Source organism: Nocardia sp. NPDC051990 (assembly GCF_040680755.1).
In the GTDB taxonomy this organism is placed as follows: Bacteria; Actinomycetota; Actinomycetes; order Mycobacteriales; family Mycobacteriaceae; genus Nocardia.
In genome coordinates, this window is record NZ_JBFAXH010000004.1 from 518,002 (window position 1) to 540,236 (window position 22,235).

General features: G+C 66.0%; 19 protein-coding genes and 1 riboswitch. Of the genes, 6 read left to right on the top strand and 13 right to left on the bottom strand.

The genetic code is table 11. The features are described from left to right. Window positions 1-9: 9 nt before the first annotated feature. The 3 genes from AB0L63_RS11555 to AB0L63_RS11565 form a co-directional block, all read right to left on the bottom strand. Window positions 10-1,344, bottom strand: a complete 1,335-nt coding sequence (locus AB0L63_RS11555; RefSeq protein WP_364498059.1) for a M1 family metallopeptidase — start codon at window positions 1,342-1,344, stop codon at window positions 10-12. Further along, a complete protein-coding gene (locus tag AB0L63_RS11560) occupies window positions 1,344-5,399 on the bottom strand; it encodes a Pls/PosA family non-ribosomal peptide synthetase (protein WP_364498061.1) in 4,056 nt (1,351 codons plus the stop codon). The genes AB0L63_RS11555 and AB0L63_RS11560 overlap by 1 nt, the downstream gene beginning before the upstream one ends. 128 nt (window positions 5,400-5,527) lie before the next feature. Continuing rightward, window positions 5,528-6,163, bottom strand: coding sequence for a LysE family translocator (locus tag AB0L63_RS11565; RefSeq protein ID WP_364498064.1), 636 nt, complete (start codon window positions 6,161-6,163; stop codon window positions 5,528-5,530). Window positions 6,164-6,275: 112 nt separating this feature from the next. Continuing rightward, a riboswitch (SAM riboswitch) is annotated at window positions 6,276-6,389 on the top strand. Window positions 6,390-6,435: 46 nt separating this feature from the next. Between AB0L63_RS11565 and AB0L63_RS11570 the strand changes: the two genes are divergently transcribed. Continuing rightward, complete coding sequence (locus AB0L63_RS11570) at window positions 6,436-7,758, top strand: aminotransferase class V-fold PLP-dependent enzyme (RefSeq protein ID WP_364498067.1); 1,323 nt, start codon at window positions 6,436-6,438, stop codon at window positions 7,756-7,758. A 99-nt stretch (window positions 7,759-7,857) separates the two neighbouring features. Here the strand turns inward: AB0L63_RS11570 and AB0L63_RS11575 are convergent, their stop codons facing one another. The 6 genes from AB0L63_RS11575 to AB0L63_RS11600 all read right to left on the bottom strand — a co-directional run bounded on the left by AB0L63_RS11575 (window position 7,858) and on the right by AB0L63_RS11600 (window position 11,931). Further along, window positions 7,858-8,253, bottom strand: coding sequence for a DUF3224 domain-containing protein (locus tag AB0L63_RS11575; RefSeq protein ID WP_364498069.1), 396 nt, complete (start codon window positions 8,251-8,253; stop codon window positions 7,858-7,860). A gap of 49 nt (window positions 8,254-8,302) precedes the next feature. Further along, a complete protein-coding gene (locus AB0L63_RS11580; RefSeq protein WP_364498072.1) occupies window positions 8,303-9,187 on the bottom strand; it encodes a virginiamycin B lyase in 885 nt (294 codons plus the stop codon). Beyond that, window positions 9,184-9,861, bottom strand: a complete 678-nt coding sequence (locus AB0L63_RS11585; RefSeq protein WP_364498074.1) for a CatB-related O-acetyltransferase — start codon at window positions 9,859-9,861, stop codon at window positions 9,184-9,186. Before AB0L63_RS11585 ends, AB0L63_RS11580 begins: the two co-directional genes overlap by 4 nt. 496 nt (window positions 9,862-10,357) lie before the next feature. After that, entirely contained in the window at window positions 10,358-10,909 is a 552-nt protein-coding gene (locus AB0L63_RS11590) for a flavin reductase family protein (RefSeq protein WP_364498077.1), read from the bottom strand. Window positions 10,910-11,087: 178 nt separating this feature from the next. Beyond that, window positions 11,088-11,561, bottom strand: coding sequence for a YbaK/EbsC family protein (locus tag AB0L63_RS11595; RefSeq protein WP_364498080.1), 474 nt, complete (start codon window positions 11,559-11,561; stop codon window positions 11,088-11,090). 49 nt (window positions 11,562-11,610) lie between these two features. Beyond that, entirely contained in the window at window positions 11,611-11,931 is a 321-nt protein-coding gene (locus AB0L63_RS11600) for a 2-oxo-4-hydroxy-4-carboxy-5-ureidoimidazoline decarboxylase (protein WP_364498082.1), read from the bottom strand. 156 nt (window positions 11,932-12,087) lie between these two features. Between AB0L63_RS11600 and AB0L63_RS11605 the strand changes: the two genes are divergently transcribed. The 5 genes from AB0L63_RS11605 to AB0L63_RS11625 all read left to right on the top strand — a co-directional run bounded on the left by AB0L63_RS11605 (window position 12,088) and on the right by AB0L63_RS11625 (window position 17,311). Next, window positions 12,088-12,909 (top strand): crotonase/enoyl-CoA hydratase family protein, encoded by an 822-nt coding sequence (locus tag AB0L63_RS11605; RefSeq protein ID WP_364498085.1) that lies wholly within the window; start codon window positions 12,088-12,090, stop codon window positions 12,907-12,909. Between the two features lie 89 nt (window positions 12,910-12,998). Beyond that, entirely contained in the window at window positions 12,999-13,505 is a 507-nt protein-coding gene (locus AB0L63_RS11610) for a MarR family transcriptional regulator (protein ID WP_364498088.1), read from the top strand. A 59-nt stretch (window positions 13,506-13,564) separates the two neighbouring features. Beyond that, the gene (locus AB0L63_RS11615) at window positions 13,565-15,322 is read left to right on the top strand and encodes an MDR family MFS transporter (RefSeq protein ID WP_364498260.1); all 1,758 of its coding nucleotides are present in this window, start codon (window positions 13,565-13,567) and stop codon (window positions 15,320-15,322) included. A 121-nt stretch (window positions 15,323-15,443) separates the two neighbouring features. After that, complete coding sequence (locus tag AB0L63_RS11620) at window positions 15,444-16,679, top strand: sensor domain-containing protein (protein ID WP_364498091.1); 1,236 nt, start codon at window positions 15,444-15,446, stop codon at window positions 16,677-16,679. After that, the gene (locus tag AB0L63_RS11625) at window positions 16,667-17,311 is read left to right on the top strand and encodes a response regulator transcription factor (RefSeq protein ID WP_364498094.1); all 645 of its coding nucleotides are present in this window, start codon (window positions 16,667-16,669) and stop codon (window positions 17,309-17,311) included. The genes AB0L63_RS11620 and AB0L63_RS11625 overlap by 13 nt, the downstream gene beginning before the upstream one ends. A 59-nt stretch (window positions 17,312-17,370) precedes the next feature. Here AB0L63_RS11625 and AB0L63_RS11630 read toward each other — a convergent pair whose 3' ends face one another. The 4 genes from AB0L63_RS11630 to AB0L63_RS11645 all read right to left on the bottom strand — a co-directional run bounded on the left by AB0L63_RS11630 (window position 17,371) and on the right by AB0L63_RS11645 (window position 22,185). Then, window positions 17,371-18,876 carry an alpha/beta hydrolase gene (locus AB0L63_RS11630; RefSeq protein WP_364498097.1) on the bottom strand — a complete coding sequence of 502 codons (1,506 nt, stop codon included), beginning with the start codon at window positions 18,874-18,876 and terminating at the stop codon, window positions 17,371-17,373. Window positions 18,877-18,914: 38 nt separating this feature from the next. Then, window positions 18,915-20,027, bottom strand: a complete 1,113-nt coding sequence (locus AB0L63_RS11635; protein WP_364498100.1) for a serine hydrolase domain-containing protein — start codon at window positions 20,025-20,027, stop codon at window positions 18,915-18,917. A 700-nt stretch (window positions 20,028-20,727) separates the two neighbouring features. After that, window positions 20,728-21,579 (bottom strand): mycofactocin-coupled SDR family oxidoreductase, encoded by an 852-nt coding sequence (locus tag AB0L63_RS11640; protein WP_364498103.1) that lies wholly within the window; start codon window positions 21,577-21,579, stop codon window positions 20,728-20,730. Window positions 21,580-21,597: 18 nt separating this feature from the next. Continuing rightward, entirely contained in the window at window positions 21,598-22,185 is a 588-nt protein-coding gene (locus AB0L63_RS11645) for a cupin domain-containing protein (protein WP_364498106.1), read from the bottom strand. Between the last annotated feature and the right edge of the window lie 50 nt (window positions 22,186-22,235).

Below are 22,235 nucleotides of genomic sequence, written 5' to 3' on the forward strand. Positions count from 1 at the left end.
CGTGCTGGACTATCCGCCGGACGGCGGCAATTGCGGCAGTGGCTTGGTGCGCAACCACGCATCCCACAGCGGCCGCAGCGACACCAGACTGTAATGCCCGGCCAGATCGGTGAACTCCTCGGTGCTCACCGACCCGTGCCGATAGCGAATCGTCCACTCGCGCAGTAGATCCCAGAAGGCTGATGCGCCGAGTTCCAGGCGCAGGGCATGCAGGGTGAGGGCGCCGCGCTTGTATACCCGATCGTCGAACATGCGCTGTGGGCCCGGATCGCCGACGATGATGTCCTGCGGCTCCCTGGACAGATTGTGTCGGGCGGCGCGCGCCAGCTGATCGGCGGTCGGCCCGCCCGCGGCCTCCGACCAGATCCACTCGGCATAGCAGGCGAAGCCCTCGTGCAGCCAGATATCACGCCATTGCCCGATGGTGAGGCTATTGCCGAACCACTGGTGCGCGAGTTCGTGTGCGACAAGGCGTTCCGCGCCGCGGCGGCCGTCGCAGTGGTTGGCGCCGAAGACGGAGATGCCCTGGGCCTCGATCGGGATCTCGAGGTCGTCATCGGTGATCACCACGGTGTACCCCTCGAACGGATACGGACCGAACTTCTCGGTGAACAGCTCCATCATCTTCGGCTGGCGCTCGAAGTCGTGGTCGAAATCCGCGCGCAGTCGCGGCGGGATGATGGCCTGCATCGGCACCGAACGGCGCGGGCTACCGATGCGGTGTTTCCGGTACGGCCCGATCTGGATGGTGGCCAGATAGCTCGACATCGGTTCGGGCTGTTCGTAGACCCAGGTGGTCTGGCTGGCCTTGGTCTGCTTACGCACCAGGGTGCCGTTGGCCAGCGCGTAGTACGGGGTGTCGGTGGTGATCGAAATTCGGTAGCTGGCTTTGGAACTCGGGTGATCGTCACAGGGGAACCAGGACGCGGCGCCATTGGGCTGACTGGCGACCAGGGCGCCCTCGGACAATTCCTCCCAGCCGACCTCACCCCACGGCCCGCGCACCGGCTTCGGTATGCCCGCATACTGGATGACCAGGCCGAGCGCGCCGCCCGCCGGAATCCGCTGCTGCGGGGTGATCACGAGTTTGCCGTGCTGATGGGTGTATTTCGCGGCCTTGGTCCCGTTGACGAAGACCTTGGCGACGGCGAGCGCCTGGGCCAGGTCGAACGCGAAACGGTCCCGCACGCCGGTGGTCACCGCGGTGATCGCGGCCCGGCCCGCCAGACGGTTGCTGGCGACCTTATAGGTCAGCTCCAGTTCGTACCGCGATACTCGATAGCCCCGATTTCCGTTCTGCGGTAGGTACTCGTCGATGGGCTCTTCGTAGAACTTGCCACGCATCAGTTGGCCGCTCCGACCTCACTTGGCCTCGGCGCCGCACTGGACCACGGCGCGATCGGATTGCCCCACCAGCGGGTGGACGGCGGCACGGTGTCGCCGCGCATGACCAGCGATGCGGGACCGATGGTCGCGCCCGCGCCGATACTCGCGGCGGGCAAGGCGACGCAATGCGGCCCGAGGGTGGCGCCGGCACCGAGAGTTACGGTGTCCATGGCCATGATTCGATCGTGGAAGAGGTGGGTCTGCACCACACAGCCTCGTTCCACGGTCGCACCGTCACCGAGTGTCACCAGGTCCGCCTCCGGTAGCCAGTAGGACTCGCACCATACCCCGCGTCCGATCTTCGCGCCGAGTCCACGGAGCCACAGATTCAGTACGGGCGTGCCGGTCGCGGCGCGCGCGAACCAAGGTGCGGCAACGGTTTCGACGAAGGTGTCGGCAACCTCGTTGCGCCACACGAACGAACTCCACAGCGGATGCTCCTCGGCGCCGATGCGCCCGACCAGCAGCCACTTCGCGGTAACCGCACTCGCCCCCGCGATCGCACCGGCGGTCATCAGCACCAATCCGCAGAGCAGTCCGGCAACCAGGTATCCGGCCGATTCCGCGATCCAGGCCAGGGTGAACAGCACACCGAGGCCGATGGCGAAGGTCACCAGCACCGGGATGAGTCGGCAGGTTTCCACGATGGCGCGGAACACCTTCAGCCGCAGCGGCGGGTTGAAGGTGCGTTCGGTATCGCCGGTTTCGGCGGCGCGGCGCAGTCGGACCGGTGGGCTGCCGAGCCAGGACGAACCTGCCTTGGCCTTGGACGGTGCGGCCGAGAGCACCGCGACCAGCCCGTTTTTCGGCACCCGTCGACCGGGTGCGGTCATCCCGGAGTTGCCGAGGAAGGCGCGCTTGCCGACCTTCGCGTCGCCGATATGCAGCCAGCCGCCGCCGAGTTCGTAGCTGGCGATCATGGTGTCGTCGGCGAGGAACGCGCCATCGGCGACGGTGGTGAATTTCGGTAGTAGCAGCACCGTGGACGCCTCGACGCTCTTGCCGACCTTTGCGCCGAGCAGGCGCAGCCACGGCGGGGTCAGCAGGCTGGCGTAGAGCGGGAACAGGAAGGTGCGCGCCGAATCCAGCAGCCGCTCGGTGGCCCAGGCCTGCCAGCCGACTCGGCTGCGAACGGGATGATGGCCCTCGGTGAGTCCGATGCTGAGCAGCCGGACCGCGATGACCGTGGCCACGGCGTATAGGGCGAGGCTGAGCAATGTCGCGACGGGCAGGATGGCGAAACCCTTGCCGAGCGCACCCGCGAGGGTCTTGGCGTCGCGGATGAACCAGGCGATGAAGGCGCCGCCCGCGGCCAGACCGAGAATGGGCATGGCCGCCAATGCCATCGAGGTCACGCCGAAAATCGCGACCCAGTGCGCGGCCCGCGCGGGGGTGTGCGCGGGCCAACGATGCGGGGCCTTACCGACTTTGGTGGCGGGCGAGCCCGCCCACTCCTGTTCGGGCTTGACCTTGCCTGATACCGAAGATCCAGCCGCGATCTCGGCGTTCTTACCGATTTTGCTGCCGGGCAACAGGATCGAGCGCGCGCCGACCACCGCGCCCGCGCCGATGGTGATCGGGCCGATGTGCACCACGTCGCCATCGATCCAATAGCCGGACAGGTCGACCTCGGGCTCCACACTGCAGCCGTCGCCGAGTTCGAGCATGCCGGTGACCGGCGGCAGGGTGTGCAGGTCGACGCCCGTGCCGATCTTCGCGCCGAGTGCCCGCGCGAACGGCACCATCCACGGCGCACCGGACAGGCTCTCGGCTCCGCTGGCTTCCGAGAGCCGGACCGCCGCCCACAGTCGCAGGTGCTCCGATCCGCCGCGCGGATAGCTGCCGGGGCGCACGCCGCGCAGCAGAATTCGGGCGCCGGTCGCGCAGATCGCCATGCGACCGGGCGGTGAGATGAACAGCAGGAACGCGGCCAGCGTCCACCACCAGGACAGATGCGGCAGCCACGGCAACGAGCCGGACCAGCCCGCGATATTGCCGACAATGGCCAACCAGGTGAGCCACTGCAGTCCGGTGAGCGTTGTCAGCGGGACGGTGGCCAGCATCTGGACGCATTGGGCGCGCAGCGGCGTCGGGCGCACGATGCGTGCCTCGACGGCGGCGCTCGGCGCGGTCTCGTCGAGCAGGTCGGCCAGTGCGCCGAGGCGTGGATGGTCGTAGAGATCGGCGACAGTGCTGCCCGGATAACGTTCGCGCAGTGCGGTGACCAATTGGGCGGCCGAAAGCGAGCCGCCGCCGAGATCGAAGAAGTCGGTATCCGGTCCGGTGACCTCGGCGCCGAGAATCGAATCCCACAGCCCGGCAATCCACTGCTCGGTTTCGGTGAGGTCGCCGCGCGCGGTGTCGGGTTCGGAGGTGTTCGGCAGCGGCCACGGCAGGGCATCGCGGTCGACCTTGCCCGAGGTGCGGGTGGGCAGGTCGGCGACGATGGCCAGCCGGGGGACCAGCGGGGCCGGAAGTTGTTCGGCGAGTTGGGCTCTGGCGGCCTTGAGGTCGAAGTCGGGTGCGGTGCCGGTCAGGTAGCCGACGAGGATCTTATTGCCCGCCTTGGTGGTTCGGATCGCGGCCGCGGCACCGGTGACGCCGGGTAGGTGCTGTAGGGCGCTATCGAGTTCGCCGAGTTCGATGCGGCGGCCGCCGAGTTTGATCTGATCGTCGGCGCGGCCGAGAAAGACCAGCCCCGCGCTGTCGTTGCGGACCAGATCGCCGCTGCGGTAGGCGCGGTCCCAGCCGAGTGACGGTAGGGGAGCGTACTTTTCGGCGTCTTTGGCGGGATCGAGGTAGCGGGCCAGGCCGACACCGCCGATAACGAGCTCGCCGGATTCGCCCTCGCCCACCGGATTTCCGGCGGCATCGACAACGGCCAGGTCCCAGCCGTCCAGCGGGAGTCCGATCCGGACCGGGAAGCCACCGTCCAGCAGCGCGGCACAGGCGACAACGGTTGCTTCGGTGGGGCCGTAGGTATTCCAGACCTCGCGCTCGGAATCGGTATCCGATTCCGGGTGTTCGCGGGGCTCCGCGTGGTCCGCTACCACTTCGCCGCTCTTCGCCCGCGCCGAGTGTTTTCCGGCAAGACGTTCGGCGAGTTCGGGCGGCACGGCCTCACCGCCGAAGATCAGCAGCCGGACCGGGTCGAGCGCCTCGGCGGGCCAGGTCGCCGCAAGGGTGGGCACCGTCGAGACGATGCTGATTTCGCGACGGACCAGCCAGGGACCGAGATCCGCACCGGTGCGGACCAGGGCGCGCGGCGCGGGCACCAGGCAGGCGCCGTTGCGCCAGGCCAGCCACATTTCCTCGCAGGAGGCGTCGAAGGCGACCGAGAGTCCGGCCAGGACCCGGTCGCCCGGACCGATCGGAGCATTCGGAAGGAACAGGCGCGCTTCCGCATCGACGAACGCGGCGGCATTGCGGTGGGTGACGGCGACGCCCTTCGGGGTGCCGGTGGATCCGGAGGTGAAGATGATCCAGGCGTCGTCGGTCGGGGTTGGGCGAATGGTCGAAGCCACGGCGGTCGGTTCGGACCGTTCGACGGCGGCCACGGTCGGTTCGACGCCTTCGGCGGTCACGATCGCGGTGACGCGGGCCGCACCGAAGACGAGTCGGGCGCGTTCCTCCGGATCATCGGCGTCCACCGGGACGTAGGCCGCACCGGCAAAAAGAATGGCCAGAATCGTGACATAAAGCTCATGGGTGCCGGACGGCATGCGCACCCCGACGCGGTCGCCGGGGCACACACCTGCCGCGGTCAAGCGCATGACGCCGGTGTCGATCTCGGCCAGCAATTCGGTGTAGCTGAGCACCACCTGACCGTCATCGATCGCGGGGGCTTCCGGATGGGCCGCCGCGGTGCTGTTCAGGATGTCGACAAGGGTCCTGGCCTGCGGCGCGGATGTGCCACGCAGCAAGGGGCCGGGCGCGCGGAGCCCGTTCGCCGGGTCCGTGCCCGCCGCGGTGTCGACCTGCGGCTGCAGCATCACGTCCTGCCCGCCTCTCATAGACCTGCCTAGCGCTTCCTCGTTGTTGTCGCACAGTTGGGTTACCAGTGAGCAAACTCCACGGTGATCAACTGTCAACGGTACCTGCGGCTGCTGTGCGCTCGGCCGGTGGCGACCGGCCGGGCGCATCACGCGGCCGAGGCGGCCGTGCCGATGCCGAGTATGGCGAGAATGGCCGCGCTGATCTGCTCGAGCCGATCGCGAACCTGGGGGCGGCGCAACATCGCAACTGCCCGTGACGCGAGCACCGCGAGCAGGATCATCTCGACGGCGGCAATGGAGCATTCGATGGCGCCGAGTGTGAGGGTGTTCAGGAAGGTGACATCGGTGAGGAATTGCGGCAGCACCGCCAGATAGAACAATCCGACCTTCGGGTTGAACATGCACGACACCAGGCCCGCGGCGAATGCCGAGCGAATCGAGGTCGGGGCCTGCGCACCCGAGGGCTCCGACGCCGCGGCGGTGCTGGCCCCGCGCTGCTTGCGGTGTTCGATCAGCGCTCGAATTCCTAAGTACAGCAAATAGATTCCGCCGATGACCTTGAGCGTCCGGTAGGCCGTCGCGGACTGTTCGAGCAGCGCCGCGACGCCCGCCGCGACCACCACCGCCCATCCGATCCCGCCCACTGCCGAGCCGATCGCCGCGGCGATGCCGGGGCGCGCGTCCACGATCGAGAATCGCAGTACCAAGAAAGAATCCGGGCCAGGCGTGATCGATAGCAGAATGCACAGGCCGACAAAGCTGAGCAGCAGCGAAAGCGTCACCGATCGATCAGACCGCACATTATTCAGCATTGCAAGGTTATTTATTCAACTGCATGTGTATGCAGCGATGGCTTGCTTGACAGGCGGTGCGGCATCTGCCAATCTCGCCTCGTGTCATGAGTACCAGCGTCAAGCCCCGGCTAGCTGGTCGGCAACCCTCCTCCGCGGCGGGGTGCTCCGGGTGACGACAGGGCCGCAGCCTGACCGGGTGCGGCAAGCGCGGACTCGGATGATCACCAGATTTCGGGTCCCATAGCCGATGGGATTTTGTAATGACCGCTGCGATCGATCACAGCTGTGCCGCCCTCGCCCGGGTCTGCGGCGACGACCTCCAGGTGCCGCTCGTACAGGGCGGAACGACCACCTACGCGAACTTCGATTACGCCGCGAGCGCACCGGCATTGGCGCAGGTCACCGACCGGGTGCAGCAGCTGCTGCCGCACTACGCGAGTGTGCACCGCGGTGCCGGTTACGCCTCGCGGATCTCCACCGAGTGCTACGAGGCCGCGCGCGGTTCGGTCACCCGCTTCCTCGATGCCGCCGACGACCAGGTCGTGGTGTTCACTCGTAACACCACCGATTCGCTGAATCTGCTCGCCGCCTGCGTGCCCGGCGATACCGTGGTGCTGGATATAGAACATCATGCGAACTTCCTGCCCTGGACCCGGCGCGGGCGCCGCGTCGTCAAGGCGGCGGCGGCCGTCGAGGAGACCATTCGTCAGCTGATCGCCGAATTGTGCAGTAGGCCAGCCGCATTGCTCGCGGTCACGGGCGCGTCGAATGTGACCGGTGAGGTGCTGCCGCTGGAGCGCCTGGCCACCATCGCGCACCAATGTGGTGCCCGCATTCTGGTCGATGCCGCACAGCTGGCGCCGCATCGTCGAATCAGCCTGCGCGACACCGGAATCGACTATCTCGCTTTTTCCGGCCATAAGCTCTACGCACCGTTCGGCGCGGGCGTACTTGTCGGACGTCGGGATTGGCTCGACGCCGCCGAACCGTATCTGGCGGGCGGCGGGGCGGTCCGTGAGGTCACCACTACCAAGGCGGAATGGGCATCCGCGCCGCAGCGCCATGAGGCCGGTTCGCCGAATGTCCTCGGCGCGGCCGCACTCGCCGCCGCATGTGACGCACTGTGCGCGATCGATCCGAAAACCCTTGCCGCGCATGAGCGATGGCTCGCCGACCGCCTGCGCACCGGCCTGTCCGCGATCCCGGGGGTCAACCTGCTGCGCATCTGGGACGACAGCCCGGACACCGTCGGCATTGTCGCCTTCACCCTGGACGGATTCATCCCCGGCCACGTCGCGGCCTACCTTTCCGCTGAACACGGCATCGGCATTCGCGACGGCCGCTTTTGCGCCCATCCGCTGCTCGCGCGCCTCGGTCTCGACGGTGCGCTACGTGCAAGCATCGGGGTCGGCACCAGCTCCGCCGATGTGGACCGGCTGGTCGAGGCCATCGCAACCCTGGTCACCGAGGGGGCGACGTGGAATTACGCCAGCACCGACGGCCATTGGAATCCGACACCCGAGACCCGTCCCTTCGCCCGCCCCGACTCCACCGACGGCACCTCGCCCTGCTCGATCGGCTAGCGGGTGTGCTGCCGAGCGCGAGCAGTGCGCCCGTGAGCAGGCCGCCGATGTCGAGGGCGAGCCCGAAGACGTCCGCCGGGACACTCGACGGGTGTTCCGTCAGAGGGTGTATTCGAGTGTGAGGACTTCCCGCTGCGCTTCCTCGGCGCGGCCGGAGATGCCGGTGAGTTCACCTGTCCCCGAACCCGGGATGATAGTGCCGAACGTGCGCTGTGCGGTGCCCTCGGCCGAGCCCCCATGCTGGATGACAAAGGTGCCCCGGCGTCCGTCCAAGATTCCCTCGACGCGTTCGCTGGCCACATATCCGGCGCCGTCGCGGCCTTGCGCGGTAAGCACGTCGACGACACCGGAGCCCTCGACCACACCGTGGTAGCGCTTGCGGATGCGGACCCGGGTCAGCTTGGGCCCCTCGGCGGGCTCGTCGTAGACGTTCTCCTCGAACTCGATGATCTCGAAATGCGCTTCGACAGTGCGGGTTCGCTGTTGATCGCCCATCAGTAGTTCAGGGTTCCGCGGTGCGGATCCCTTGTCCCCTTTCGATTCGCTAGACCGCGAGACGCGCGAGGGCGCCGATTTCCAATGCCGCCCAGACCGCGCCATCCGGGCCCAGGGTGATGCCGTGTGGTTCCGACTGCGCGTTCGGCAGCTCGTGCACCGTGATCGCGCCGTCGATGGTGATCGCGCCGATGCGGTTCGCGCCCCACTCGGTGAACCAGAGGGTGCCGTCGTTGCCGGCGATGATGGCATGCGGCCGGGCGGTTCGGTCGGGCAGCGGGAATTCCGTGATCACACCGTCGGTATCGATGCGGCCGATCTGACCGGCGCCGATCTCCACGAACCAGACTGCGCCGTCCGGTGCGGCGGTGATGCCGACGGGCGCGGCGCCCTCGGTCGGCAGCGGGTGGAGGGTGATCGTCGGATTCGCGTCCGCCGATATGCGGCCGATCGCGTTGCCGGCGTTGAGGGTGAACCACAGTGCGCCATCGGCGCCGGCGGTGATCGCGGCGGGAATCGAGCCCAGGGCCGGGAGTGGGAACTCGGTCACCTGACCCTGTGGAGCGATTCTGCCGATCCTGTCGGAGTTGGTCTCGGTGAACCATAGGGCGCCGTCGGAACCTGCGGCGATGCCGAATGGTCCGCACTCGGAGGTGGGCAGTGCGAACTCCCGCACCGAGCCGCCGGCGGTCACCCGGCCGATCCGGTGTGCCCGGTGTTCGGTGAACCACATCGCATCGTCGGGTCCAGCGGTGATGATTGTCGGGCCGCAGTCGGGGTCGAGTTGGTGGATCGTGGGCTGCTGGCCAGGGACCAAGCGCCCGATCCGGCCGCTGTGGACCAGCGTGTACCACAATGCGCCGTCGGGACCCGTGGCGATCGCGTACGGGCCCTCGTCGGGAGCGGACACCGGATATTCTGCGACGGTCGTCATCGGCCGCCCTTCCCGCGATGCTCGGCGGCGATGCGCTCGATGTCGGCCGGGGTGCCCGTCATGATCGTGCGGGCGTGCTCGGTCACCAGCTCGACCGGCCAATCCCACCAGGCGGCATGCAGCAGGCGATCGACGTCGGCAGGGTCGAAACGGCGCCGGATCGGCGTGGCCGGGTTGCCGCCCACGATGGTGTAGGGCGGCACATCGGCAGTGACCAGCGCCTCGGCGGCGATGATCGCACCGTCACCGATACGCACCCCGGGCAGCACGGTCGCGTCGTAACCGAACCACACATCGTTGCCGACGACGGTGTCGCCCCGGCTGGGCATACCGGTGACGACATCCAGAGTCTGTTCGGCCCAGCGGCCGCCGAACATCGTGAACGGGAACGTCGAGACACCCATCGTCGGGTGTTCGGCACCGGCCATCAGGAACCGGGTCCCGGCCGCGATGGCGCAGTACTTGCCGATGATCAGCCGCTCCGGCCCGTAGGCGTAGAGCACGTTGCGCTGCTCGAAATCGGTCGCGCCGTCGGGATCGTCGAAGTAGGTGTAGTCACCCACAACGATCTTCGGCGAGCGGATCAGCGGCTTCAGAAACACTACGCGGTCATGAGCGGGCAGCGGGTGCACAGCCATCGGGTCGGGCGGCAAAACCGAAAGTCCTTTCCTCATACCGCCGCTGCAGGGCAGCGGCGCAGCTATTATGCATGCACGTCAGGCCGGGGCGGCCTCGGGCTTGCGCCCACTGGGCGTGGGGCAGATCCGCTCGCCTGCAACCGATACGCTGGTCACGAGGTCTCCGCTATTCGGGTGATGTTTGGTCGCTGAACCTTTACGGGAACCTCACCTGCATCAGGTCATCGACACACCCACGCAGGCAACACCTTTCAACTCGCCAACACAGCGAACTCCGTAGGGCTATGCACACCGCCACTACTTCGAAGCATTAGCCGTTCCGACTTCGCTGAGTTCACCCAGCCATGTGCGACCCCCCGGATACTGACGGACCCATCTGGCATGGTGATCGTTGCGGACCTTCGGGATTCGGCTGGCCCGCTTCGGTGTCGAGCATCGGTAGGCGGCAACGGCGTCACAACCACTTATGCCTGGCGGATGGTCGCTGGCTCGATCTATAGCGTTGCCGCGCAGCTGAATCCGCCGGCCGCGCTCAGTCTTCGAGCGAGGTCGGGCGGTAGTACCGGCCGCGGTAGTAGAGCAGGGGAGCGGCGCTGGGCTGTTCGTCGGTATTGTCGTGGACCCGGGTGACCAGGCTGACGACGAAGGTGTGATCACCGATGGGGATGAGCTGTTGGATGGTGGCGCGGATCCAGATGGGGGTGCCGTGCAGCACGGGCTCGCCGGTGTCCAGGGTGGTCCACAGGGAGCGGTCGCTGAAGCGTTGGTCGGCGGTGCGGGCGAAGCGTTTGGCCAGATGGTGCTGATGTTCGCCGAGGAAATGGATCACCACGGAATCGGCCGACTGCAACGCCGTCAGGCTCGACGAGGTGTGGGCGATATTGAAAGAGACCAGTGGGGGCTCCAGGGACAGCGATGCGAAGGAGGTCGCGGTGAAGCCGACCGGACCATTCGCGGAGCCCAGCGTGACAACGGTGACGCCCGCGGGATAGTGCCGCATGGAGGCGCGGTACAGCTCAGCGGTGATACCGCTCAGGTCATCGGGAATCTGGATGTCTGTGGCGGGGGGTTGAGCTTCGGTCACAGCTCTACCTCGCTAGCGCCCAGCTCCGCTGCGACCGTAGGTGCTGTGTTGATGGTTCGCTCGTTCCGCTCGCTCACATGACGAAACTACGCCGGGTTTGTCGGTAATGGACCGTCGCACGGTTGTTGGATTGATCTCCATTCCGCGGTCCGCGCTGTTGCGGGGCGGGTGCGGGAATTCAATTCACGTCGATCGGAAGCCCGGCGGTAATGCGCACGAGTTCGCGAAACGTGGTGCGGAACACGGTATTTGGATGACCGCCCGCGGCCCAGATCTCCCGGTAAGCGGACAGCGCGTTATCCACCCAGGTCGGCAGGTTGGTGGGATGGCCGACCGGTGCGATGCCGCCGATGGGCTGACCGGTCACCTCCTGCACCAGTTCGGCGGGTGCCCGGGTGAGCTTGCCTTCGAGCCGTTCGCCGGTGCGCCGCAGATCGACCTGGTGTGCGCCGGAGACCAACAGCAGCACCGGATCATCGTCCAGGAGGAAGACCAGTGATTTCGTGATGGCGCCCACATCGACGCCTAGTGCCCGTGCCGCATCGGCGGCGGTGGGCGTGGGGGCGGGCTGAGTGATGATGACACCGTGGTGGCCGCGCGCGATCAAGGTATCTGCGACCCGGCATGCGACTGGTGGAAGCGACATGCGCATGGAACCAGAGTAGAGCTATTGCAGGCCGTACGCGGGTCGAGTTCGTCGGTCAATATTCCGGATAGCCCCCGGTGGGCCCCAGCATCTGGTAGATCCGGCCGTGCACGACCCGTGCCAGCTCGGTCACGCTGCGCTGTGTGACCCGTTCGTGCACAACCGAATCGAAGGCACGATCGAGATCGGACTGGGAGAGCGCGAGCAACTCGACATCCGCCTTGGCCAGCAGCGCATCTCGATCCGGGTAGGGGCGGGCATCGGCGAGCGTGGTCGCCCAGGTGACATTGCAGCAGACCTCGAACAGCGCATGTACAGCGCGAGCGCGAGCCATGCCATTGAAGCGGTCCAGCCCTATTCCTTGATGCATCAGCATGATGGCCTCCGAGCCCGATGATGCGGGTTTGCTGACTCAACCATGATGCGGTCGATGCCGATGTGAAAACCAGTGCCCGGCACCGATTTTGCACAGCATTTACACGTGGCACGGACTGGTCGGCTGCCCTGCTTACACCTGCTTTACGCTGGAAGAATGACTGATTGGCAGGCTTTCACCGTTGAAACCAAGGATCACATCGCGCAGGTCACCCTGACCGGCCCCGGCAAGGGCAATGCCATGGGTCCGGACTTCTGGCGGGAGTTGCCGGAGGTCTTCCGCGGACTGGACGCCGATCCCGAGATTCGCGCCATTGTGCTCACCGGTTCCGGAAAACATTTCTCCTACGGACTCGACCTGCCCGCGATGGCCGGCACGTTCGGTCCACTGATGGCGGATAAGGCCCTGGCCGCGCCGCGCACCGACTTCCTCTACGAGGTGCGCCGGATGCAGGCCGCGGTGACCGCGGTGGCCGATTGCCGCAAGCCGGTCATCGCCGCGGTCTCCGGCTGGTGTATCGGCGGTGGGCTGGACCTCATCGCCGCCGCCGATATCCGCTACGCCAGCGCGGACGCGAAGTTCAGCCTGCGCGAGGCGAAGGTCGCGATCGTCGCCGATATCGGATCGCTGCACCGGCTGCCCGGCATTATCGGCGAGGGCCATCTGCGCGAACTCGCCTATACCGGTAAAGATATCGACGCGGCGCGTGCCGAGAAGATCGGCCTGGTCAACGACGTATTCGCCGATCAGGAGGCGGTGCTGGACGCGGCGCACGCCAGCGCGCGCGAGATCGCCGCGAATCCGCCGCTGGTGGTGCAGGGCGCGAAGGATGTGCTTGAGCAGCGCACCAAGGATCAGGTGGCCGCCGGGCTGCGCTATGTCTCCGCGTGGAACTCCGCATTCCTGCCGTCCGAGGACCTGACCGAGGCCATCCAGTCGGTATTCGAGAAGCGAGCCCCGGAGTTCAAGGGCCGGTAAAGGCCGCTTAATCGCTTGCCCTAATCGTTGTGTCGCGCACATACTTGTATCACGCAACTAATTGATTGGCGCAAGTAAAGGTGAGTCGAGTGGATGAGGACAAGCTGTCGGTCGAGGCGATAGCGATTCAGCTCACTCGGCTGCAACGGATCCGGGAACGGACCGCGGCGCAATTGCGCAGCAAGGATGGCGTGGATCCGGCGGCCTTCGCGATTCTGTTCCGGCTGCTCTGTGACGGGCCGATGCGCTCGGGTGCACTCGCCGAGGCGGTGCATTCGGATGCTTCGACGATCAGTCGGCACGTCGCCCATCTGGTCGAGCGGCAGCTGGTCGAGCGGCAGGCCGATCGCAGCGACGGCCGGGCCACCGTGCTGGTCGTCACCGAGCGCGGTCGGGAGGCCGCCGAGCGGATCCGCAGGCGGCGGCACGAAAACCTGACCCGGGTGATGGCGGCTTGGACGTCACAGGACCGGGCCACGTTCGCCGGGCTGCTGCGGCACTTCGTCGACGACTACGAGCAGGCCAAGCCCGCCATGCTCGCGGCCATCCGCCAGGACCAGAACATGTACGACCTCGAGACGGAGAACGATTCGTGACCGAACCGGCCACCGTGGCGGAAACCACGGGTTTCACCCATAGGCAGATCCTGACCATCATGAGTGGTCTGCTGCTCGGCATGCTGCTCGGGGCATTGGATCAGACGATCGTCTCCACCGCGATCCGCACCATCGCCGACCAGCTCAACGGCTATTCGATGCAGGCATGGGCGACCACCGCTTACCTGATCACCGCGACGCTCGCGACACCGCTGTACGGCAAGTTGTCCGATATGTTCGGCCGCAAGCCCTTCTACCTGGCGGCCATCTCGATCTTCGTGGTCGGTTCGGTGCTGTGCACGATGGCGCAGTCGATGTACCAGCTGGCGGCATTCCGCGCATTCCAGGGACTCGGTGCGGGCGGCCTGATGTCGCTGGCGCTGACCATCCTCGGCGATATCGTCAGCCCACGGGAACGCGCCAAGTATCAGGGCTACTTCCTCGCGGTATTCGGCACCTCCAGCGTGATCGGCCCGGTGCTCGGCGGTGTGCTGGCCGGACAGGACAGCATCCTCGGGATCAGCGGCTGGCGCTGGGTCTTCCTCGTCAACGTGCCGATCGGCCTGATCGCGCTCGGCGTCGTCGCCAGGGTGCTCGAGCTGCCGAAGCGGCCGCATTCCACCGACCGGGTCGACTGGTGGGGTGTGCTCGTGCTGGCGATCGGACTGGTTCCGCTGCTCGTCGTTGCCGAGCAGGGGCGCGAATGGGGTTGGGGCAGTGGGCGATCCATCCTCTGTTATGTGATCGGTGTGCTCGGTGTCATCGGGTTCGTGCTGGTCGAGCAGACTATGAAGGATAAGGCGCTGATTCCGCTGCGGATGTTCGCCAATAAGACCTTCGCGCTCGGCGTGGTGATCTCGGTAGTGGTCGGCTCGGCGATGTTCGGCGGTATTTCGCTGCTGCCGCAATACCTGCAGGTGGTGCGCGGCTCCAGTCCGACGCTGGCGGGTCTGCAGATGTTACCGATGGTGCTCGGGATGATGATCGGCTCGGTCGTATCCGGCCAGCTGATCTCGCGTACCGGTCATTACCGGGTCTTCCCGCTTATCGGCGCGACGATGTTGACGCTGGGCCTGTTCCTACTGCACTTCGTGAATGCCGACACCCCACTGTGGGTCGCGATGATCTTCATGGCCTGCACCGGATTCGGACTCGGCAATCTCATGCAGCCGCTCACCATAGCGGTGCAGAATGCGTTGCCGCCCAAGGATATGGGTGTCTCCACCGCCGCGGCCACGTTCTTCCGGCAGATCGGCGGCACGATGGGTGTCGCGGTATTCCTCTCGATTCTCTTCGCGCAGCTGACGCCGAACATCTCCACCGAGATGAAGTCCGCGGCCACCGATCCGGCGTTCCAGCACGCCGTGGTCGAGGCCGCGCACAGCAGCAATCCCGCCGATGCCGCGCTCGCGAAAGGTCTTCTCGCGCAGGATACTTCGGCCGCAGGCGGGGTGCTGAAGGACAGTTCGATCGTGCAGCAGCTGAGTCCGGAGCTGGCTCGGCCGTTCAAGGTCGGTTTCGCGGAGTCGATGTCGACGGTTTTCCTGTCGGTGACCGGCATGGCGCTGTTCGCATTGATCCTGGTGGTGTTCTGGAAGGAAGTGCCGCTGCGGACGGTCGGCGGTATCGAGGCGGCGGAGGGTGATGCGGCGGCGAACGGTGCTGGGCCGGATGTCGTCGAGCGCACCGGGATGTTGACCGCGGGTGGCCAGGCACTGAGTCCGTCCGAGAATACGGTGGATGCCGTGGGGAGTTCCGCGAGTCGTGTCGGCAGTTCGACGAACGGTGTCGGACCGAAGGCGACTGGATCGGTGTGACCCGGTTGAACTCGCCGCTGCCCAGTTTCCGGGCAGTGGCGGTCCGAGTGGGCGGGGGAAGCTGCCGGCGCCGTGATGTGGACTACGGTCGCATCGTGACGATGTCGTGGAAGCACTGACCATGCGATATGTCCGGGTCCGGCTGCGGCGGCTGCCGTCCGCGATCGGGTATCTGGCGGTCGGTGGCGCGACCTCGGTCTTGGCCATGTTGGCGCTGATAGGTCTGCTCGTCGTGGCGGCGCTGAGTCTGATCGGTGTGGGGATTCCGGCGATTCCCGAGGCGATTCGGTTGATCCGGCCCCTGATGGGAGCCGAACGGCGCAGGGCAGCGCGGCGACTGGGTGCGCCGATCGAGGCGGTATATCGGCCGATGGATGGCGATCTGCGGCAGCAACTCGGGACGGCATTTACCGATCCGGCCAATCGCCGCGATATCGGGTGGCTGCTGCTACATGCGGTGACCGGGATCTATATCGCGATTCTGGCGGTCGCGTTGCCGGTCAGCGCGGTCAATCAGCTGTTGATTCCGGCGTATTGGCGGTTGCTGCCCGCGGGCACGATCGCCAACTACGGTATCACCGTAGACTCGTGGCCGAAGGCAGTGCTGAGCCTGATGCTCGCGGTGCCGGTCGCCGCGGTGGCTCTGCAACTGCCGATGATCGCGGGCTGGCAGGCTGTGGCCGCCCGGACATTGCTGTCGCCCTCGGAGGATGTTCTGCTGGCTGATCGGGTTGCCGCGCTCACCGCGACGAGGGCGGCCGCGCTGGATGCGCACGGTGCCGAACTGCGGCGGATCGAGCGTGATCTGCACGATGGCGCGCAGGCCAGGATCGCCGCGGTGATCATGCAGCTCGGGTTGGCCGATCAACTGCGTGAACAGGATCCGGAAGCCGCGCAGAGCATGGTGCGCAAGGCACAGGACACCGCGACCGTCGCGCTCGCGGAGCTGCGTGATGTGGTGCGCAGTGTCTATCCGCCGGTGCTGTCGGATCGTGGGCTGGCAAGCGCACTGTCGGCGCTCGCCGCGCGCAGTCCCATTCCCGTGGTGCTGGATTCGAGTCGGGTGGGCAGGCTTCCCGCGGCGGTCGAGGCCGCGGCCTATTTCGTCATTGCCGAAGCTTTGACGAATGCCACCAAACACTCTGGAGCCCAGTCCATTTCGATTGTGCTCGGCGGTGTCGCCGAGGTGTTGACGATCGCGATCACCGATGACGGTGTCGGCGGTGCGCGGGAGGTGTACGGCGGTGGGCTGGCCGGCATCCGGCGGCGGGCCGAGGCACTGGACGGGCGGATGGGGCTCACCAGTCCGGTCGGTGGCCCTACTGTGTTGCGGGTGGAGCTGCCGTGCGGGTCATGATCGCCGAGGATGACGCCCTCCTCCGGGAGGGGTTGGTGTTGTTGCTGAACACCGCGGGTATCGATGTGGCCGCGGCCTTCGACAATGCGGACGATTTCCTCGCCGCGGTGGTCGCCGACCGGCCGGATGCGGTGGTCGTCGACATTCGATTGCCGCCGACATTCACCGATGACGGCCTGCGCGCCGCCGTGCGCGCCCGCGAGCTGCATCCCGGCCTGCCGGTGCTCGTGTTGTCGGCGTATGTGGAGGATTCCTACGCCGCCGAACTACTCGGCGACGGTGCCGGTGGCGTCGGCTATCTGCTCAAGGAGCGGGTCGGCAAGGTTGACCGATTCCTCGATTCGCTGCGCCGCGTTGCCGACGGTGGGACCGCGATGGATCCCGAGGTGATCTCGCAATTATTGGTGCGGCGCAAGGCCGATGATCCGTTGGCCGCATTGACCGCCCGGGAGCGGGAGGTGCTCGCATTGATGGCGGAGGGGCACAGCAATGCCACCATCGCCGAGCGGTTGGTGGTCACCGAAGGTGCTGTGCACAAACATATTCGGAATATTTTCGCGAAACTCGGATTGGCGGCCGATGATGTCGGTCATCGCCGTGTGCTCGCGGTGCTCGCATATCTGAACGCGTGACTTCCGCTCGTCCGCCGATCGCCCGAACTGTGTTGTGGTTCAGGCGATCGGCGTTCGATTCAGTCGGCGTGACAGGTCACGTCCGTGGCCGGGAGGGTGCCGTCGCGGAGGTAGGTGTTCACCACATCGTAGGTGCAATTGTTCGGGTAGTTGCCGAAGATCCAGTGGATCGGGACATCCTGCAGGGTGACCATGCGGGATGCGGTCAGATCCCGGTGCATGGCGGACGCCCCCGGATAGGGTGTGCGGGTGTCGCCGGTGGACTGCACGATCAGCGTCGGCACCGAATTGCGCACCCGCGTTGGCGATTCGGCGGGCGGTGCCCAGAACGCACACGATGTCAGATTGTTGACGAAGTCGCCGAATATCGGTTGGCTGGCGCGGGCAGCTTCGATATTGCCCCAGTACCAAGCCGGATCCCTTGGTGCTGCCACGTCGCCGCACATGATGGCGAGCTGTGCCGAATTGTCGCGTGGCTGTGCGTTGAGTATGAAGGCCAGCGCCGAATTCAATTCGGGTGCGAGCTCGACCGTTTTGCCGTCAGCGGCCTCGGCGAGCTGACCTACCGTGGCGGCCAGCGTCGGATACTTTCGCGGGGCGTCCAGTTCGGTGAACAGCAGTACCGGCAGGGTGTGGTCGTCGATGGTGAAGTCGCCGAACCGAATCGGGTCCGCGGCGGAGCGACGGATCAGCTCCAGCACCTTTTCGCGCACCTGTTGGCGGGTTGCGCCCAGGTGATATTCGTCCTCGTGGGCCGCGGTCCAGTCCGCCCACCTATCCAGCGCCGCCTCATTGGCCGGGCCCATATCCTGCATCATGCCGACGGGCCCATACCGATCAGGATCGGCGCTGCTGTCCAATACGATTCGGTCGCTGCGCTCCGGAAACATCTGGGTGAAGACCGCTCCCAGGTAGGTGCCATATGAGGTGCCGAAGTAGCTGACCCGCTCCTCGCCGAGCACGCCGCGGATCACATCCATATCCCGCGCGGTATTGCGTGTGGTGAAGTACCGCAGTCGCTCACCCTCGTCGGTGGCGCAGCGGGTTGCCAGATCGGCCTGTGCGGCAACGGATTCGGCGAAGCTGGTGGCGTCGATACCGGCCGCTTGCAGACCGAAGCCGCGCGGCCAGTGACAGTCGATCGGTGACGAGCGCCCGACCCCGCGCGGGTCTATGCCGATCAGGTCGTAGCGGGCGCGTACGTCGGGGGTCATCGCCGCACCGACATCGACCATGAAATCGAGCCCCTCCCCGCCCGGGCCGCCGGAGTTGGACAGCATCACCCCGTGCCGCCGCACGGGATCGGTCGCGGCCATGCGTGAGATCGCCACGGTAATCGTCTCACCTTGCGGGGCACTGTAATTCAGCGGCACAGTCACATCGGCGCATTGGGCGTGCGCTTGGTCCAGGCGCAAGTTGTCGCACGACTTCCATTGCAGCGGTTGGCTATAGAAGTGCTCCAGGGCCGGACTGTTGGTGTCGGTAGGGGTGGCGCAGGCGAGTCCCGTGCCCGCGAGCAGAGCGGCGAAGCCGGCCTGGACGGCCATCACCATAGTGCGTAGCACTGTCGAACCTCCGGTTCTCGGTCGCATGTTTTCGCTGGTCATCCGCCACAGATGGCGATATCGAATACCTTCTCGACCGCGTCGAATCCCGCTTGACTGTCGGGCAGTTGGTTCGTGCTCACCACTACCGCGGTCCCGTCGGCGGCGACGCCGGTGCGGACTTCGAAGCCGGGGATACTGCCGCCGTGTCCCCAGACTTCCTTGCCGCACGGCACGGGGCGATGGATCAACCCCAATCCGTAACCCTCGCCGGGGCCGCGGTCGAAGGGGACGGTCCGCTGCATCTGCGCGAATTGCGCTGCGGGCAAAAGCCTTCCGCTCAACAATGCGGTGAAGAACCGATTCAGATCCGATCCGGTCGAGATCATCGCGCCTGCCGTGCCCGCCCATGAGGTATTCAAGTCGGTGAAATCTATTCGCTTACCATCGATTTCGTGATAGCCCGACGGATGTGGATCGCGAATTCCGGTGTCGCCGTCGGCCGGAAAGTACGTTGCTCGCAAATCGAGCGGTTCGATGATCCTGTGGGTGATCTCCGCGGCGGGCGGTTGGCCGGTGACGCGTTCGATGAGCATGCCGAGCAGGATGTAGTTGGTGTTGGTGTAGACCGATTTCGCGCCGGGTTCGAAATTCGGCGGCATCGTCATGGCTATGCGGACCAGGTCAGCGGGCGCGAACTGCTGACGGCGGGTCGTCTCCGAGGTGGGGTCCAGCTGATTGCCCGTAGTCTCCATACCGCCCTCGGCGCTGCCATGCCCCAAGTAGTCGGGCACACCGCTGGTGTGCTGGAGCAACTGCCGCACGGTGATCTGGTTGCCGTCGTTGCCACTGCCCTGCACCACACCTGGGAGATACCGTTCCACGGGTGCGTCGAGTTCGATCTTGCCCTCGGCCACCAATTGCAGAATCACCGTCGCCACGAAGGTTTTGGTATTGCTGCCGACCCGCACCTGCGCGTTATCGGCGAACGGTGTACCCGTCCGCAGGTCGCCAACGCCCGCGGTCAGCGTGCGATGCCCGCCCGGACCGTCGATTACCGCCTGCACACCGGGGAAGCCGCTCTTGACCACCTGATCCATTGCGGCGATCAGTTCCTGGGACGGTGCCGAGGCGGTGGGCGTCGCGCATGCCGCAGTGGTCAGGATCGCCATTATCGCGATTCCCGATAATGCGCCCATGCTGGAATGGCGCCGAAATACCTTCATGAGCAGTGATTTCCTCACGTTCTAGCCCGGGAGTCATCGTTGCTCCCTTACGATTCGAGCCTAGAAATCCGGACTGGTCGCGCCCATGACGTGCGCACCCGAATTCCGGGTAGAGCCCACTGGTGTCGATTGGTAGTGCCAGCACTACCAACAACGTTGCGCCGAAACCCCTTGGACATGAAGAAGGTGGCATTGCCCAAGGGAGGTGATCTTCGAGCTCTGGGGTTGGCTGTTATGGATACGCGGTGTCCCTACGGTAAGCGAGATATTCATTCAACCTCGTTTTCAGGACCAGTGAAATGCGAATCCAGTGACGGCGTGCCGTCGATGGTCACACTCGGCATCATTCACAGAGGGGCCCGACGCCGATGACACTCTGCGCGGGACCGGTCGGCGTGCGCAAGGCCATCGACTGTGTCGCGGGCGACGTGGGCGCCCAGGTATCCCAGGCATTGGCTCCAGGAACCACTCTTCGTCTTCGAAGACGGCCGGGACAGAGACGACATGTAGGAAGCGTGCCGGTGCTGGCTGCGGCGGGGTGTTGCAGTCGATACGCGTCATGACCGACAGCTGCGAGATCGTCCACGACAGGCCCCGGCCGCCGAGCCGGTTCACCCAGGGCAGCAGGAACCGGCTCGGCGTTGTTCTACGTTTCGTGCGGAACCTTGAACGGGCTGGTCAATCCGCCGTCCACGGGCAGAACGACGCCGGTGACGTAGCGGGCTTCGTCGGAAGCCAGCCACAGCAGAGCGTTGCTGATGTCTTCGGCGTCGACCCAGGAGATCGGCAGGGCGTGCATGGATTTCATCGCCACGGCGGCCTGATCCGCCGTAGCGCCCTTGATTCCGCCGGTGAACAGCTCGTACACCGCCGGGTTCTGGATCATCGGAGTATCGACATGGCTCGGACAGATCACATTGACGCGGATACGCTTCGGCGCCAACTCGACGGCGAGCACTTTCATGAGCCCGATGAGCCCGTGTTTTGCCGCAGTGTAGTGCGCCAGGTTGGGGAAGGCGATCATGCCGGCCGCCGAGCTGGTGAGAACGATCGATCCGCCCTTGCCCGCGGCGATCATCGACGGTGCTACCGCGCGCACCGTCTTCCACGCGCCGGTCAAGTTGATGTCGATCATCTCCTGCCAGTCGTCCTCGGGCAGCTCGACGGCCGGGCCGTAGCCTGCGATGCCCGCATTGACCGAGACGATGTCGATGGAACCGAAGGTCTGGCAGCCTTTTTCGACCGCCTGGTCGAGTTCCCGGCTGTTTCGCACGTCGACATGAGCGGTGAGGATCTTTCCTCCCACGGCTTCGACGAGCTCAGCGGTGTGCGCAAGATCCTCGGCGGTTGCACCGGCATAGCGCGTCGAAGCCACGTCCCCGCAGATGTCGATCGCAACGATATTGGCGCCCTCTTCGGCCAGTCGCACCGCGTGCGCGCGTCCCTGGCCACGGGCCGCTCCGGTGATGAAAGCGGTCTTCCCGGCTAAACGAGTCATGATTTCGGTGTCCCTCGGTCAGCGGCCGACGCGGGCCGGCAAATGGGCGATCGCATCATTGGCCGCGGCCAGATCCCACAGCAGATCGGCGGTGATGACGCCGGCAACGGATCCGTCGTCGTTGTATCCCACGATCGGCCCATGGAAGATGCCGAACATGAGCGACTCGTTCTCCTGCTTCGGCAGGTGCACGACGCCCGCCGGCTCGTACACATAGCAGTTCGGCCCGATCGGCTCGGCCTCGCCCTCGTAGGCCCAGTTGCCGAAGATGTTGTAGGCCTCGGCGGCGCCGAGGTGACGGTGCAGCGGTGCCTGGGCGCCTTCGGACACATACAGCAGGATCGTGGTCGCGCCACTGGTCTCGTTGATGTTGAGCAATTTGAACGCGGTGCCCGGCATGGGGAAGGGAGTCCACGCAATGTTGTCGAGATTGACCACCCGTGATGCCAGGCTCCCCGTCGGGCCGGTTACCGGGCCCGCGGCCTGACCGAAGATCTCGGCCACCGGCGGATTCTGCGCCGGGTCCAGCCCCGGCCCGTCGTTGGGCACTGCCGGCTGGGCGACGGTCGGTCCCTGATGGGTCTGGGCGTCTGTGGTGAGTGTCATGATTACCCTCTGCTGTGGTTGCTGTCACATGCGGTACCCAAATTGCCCTC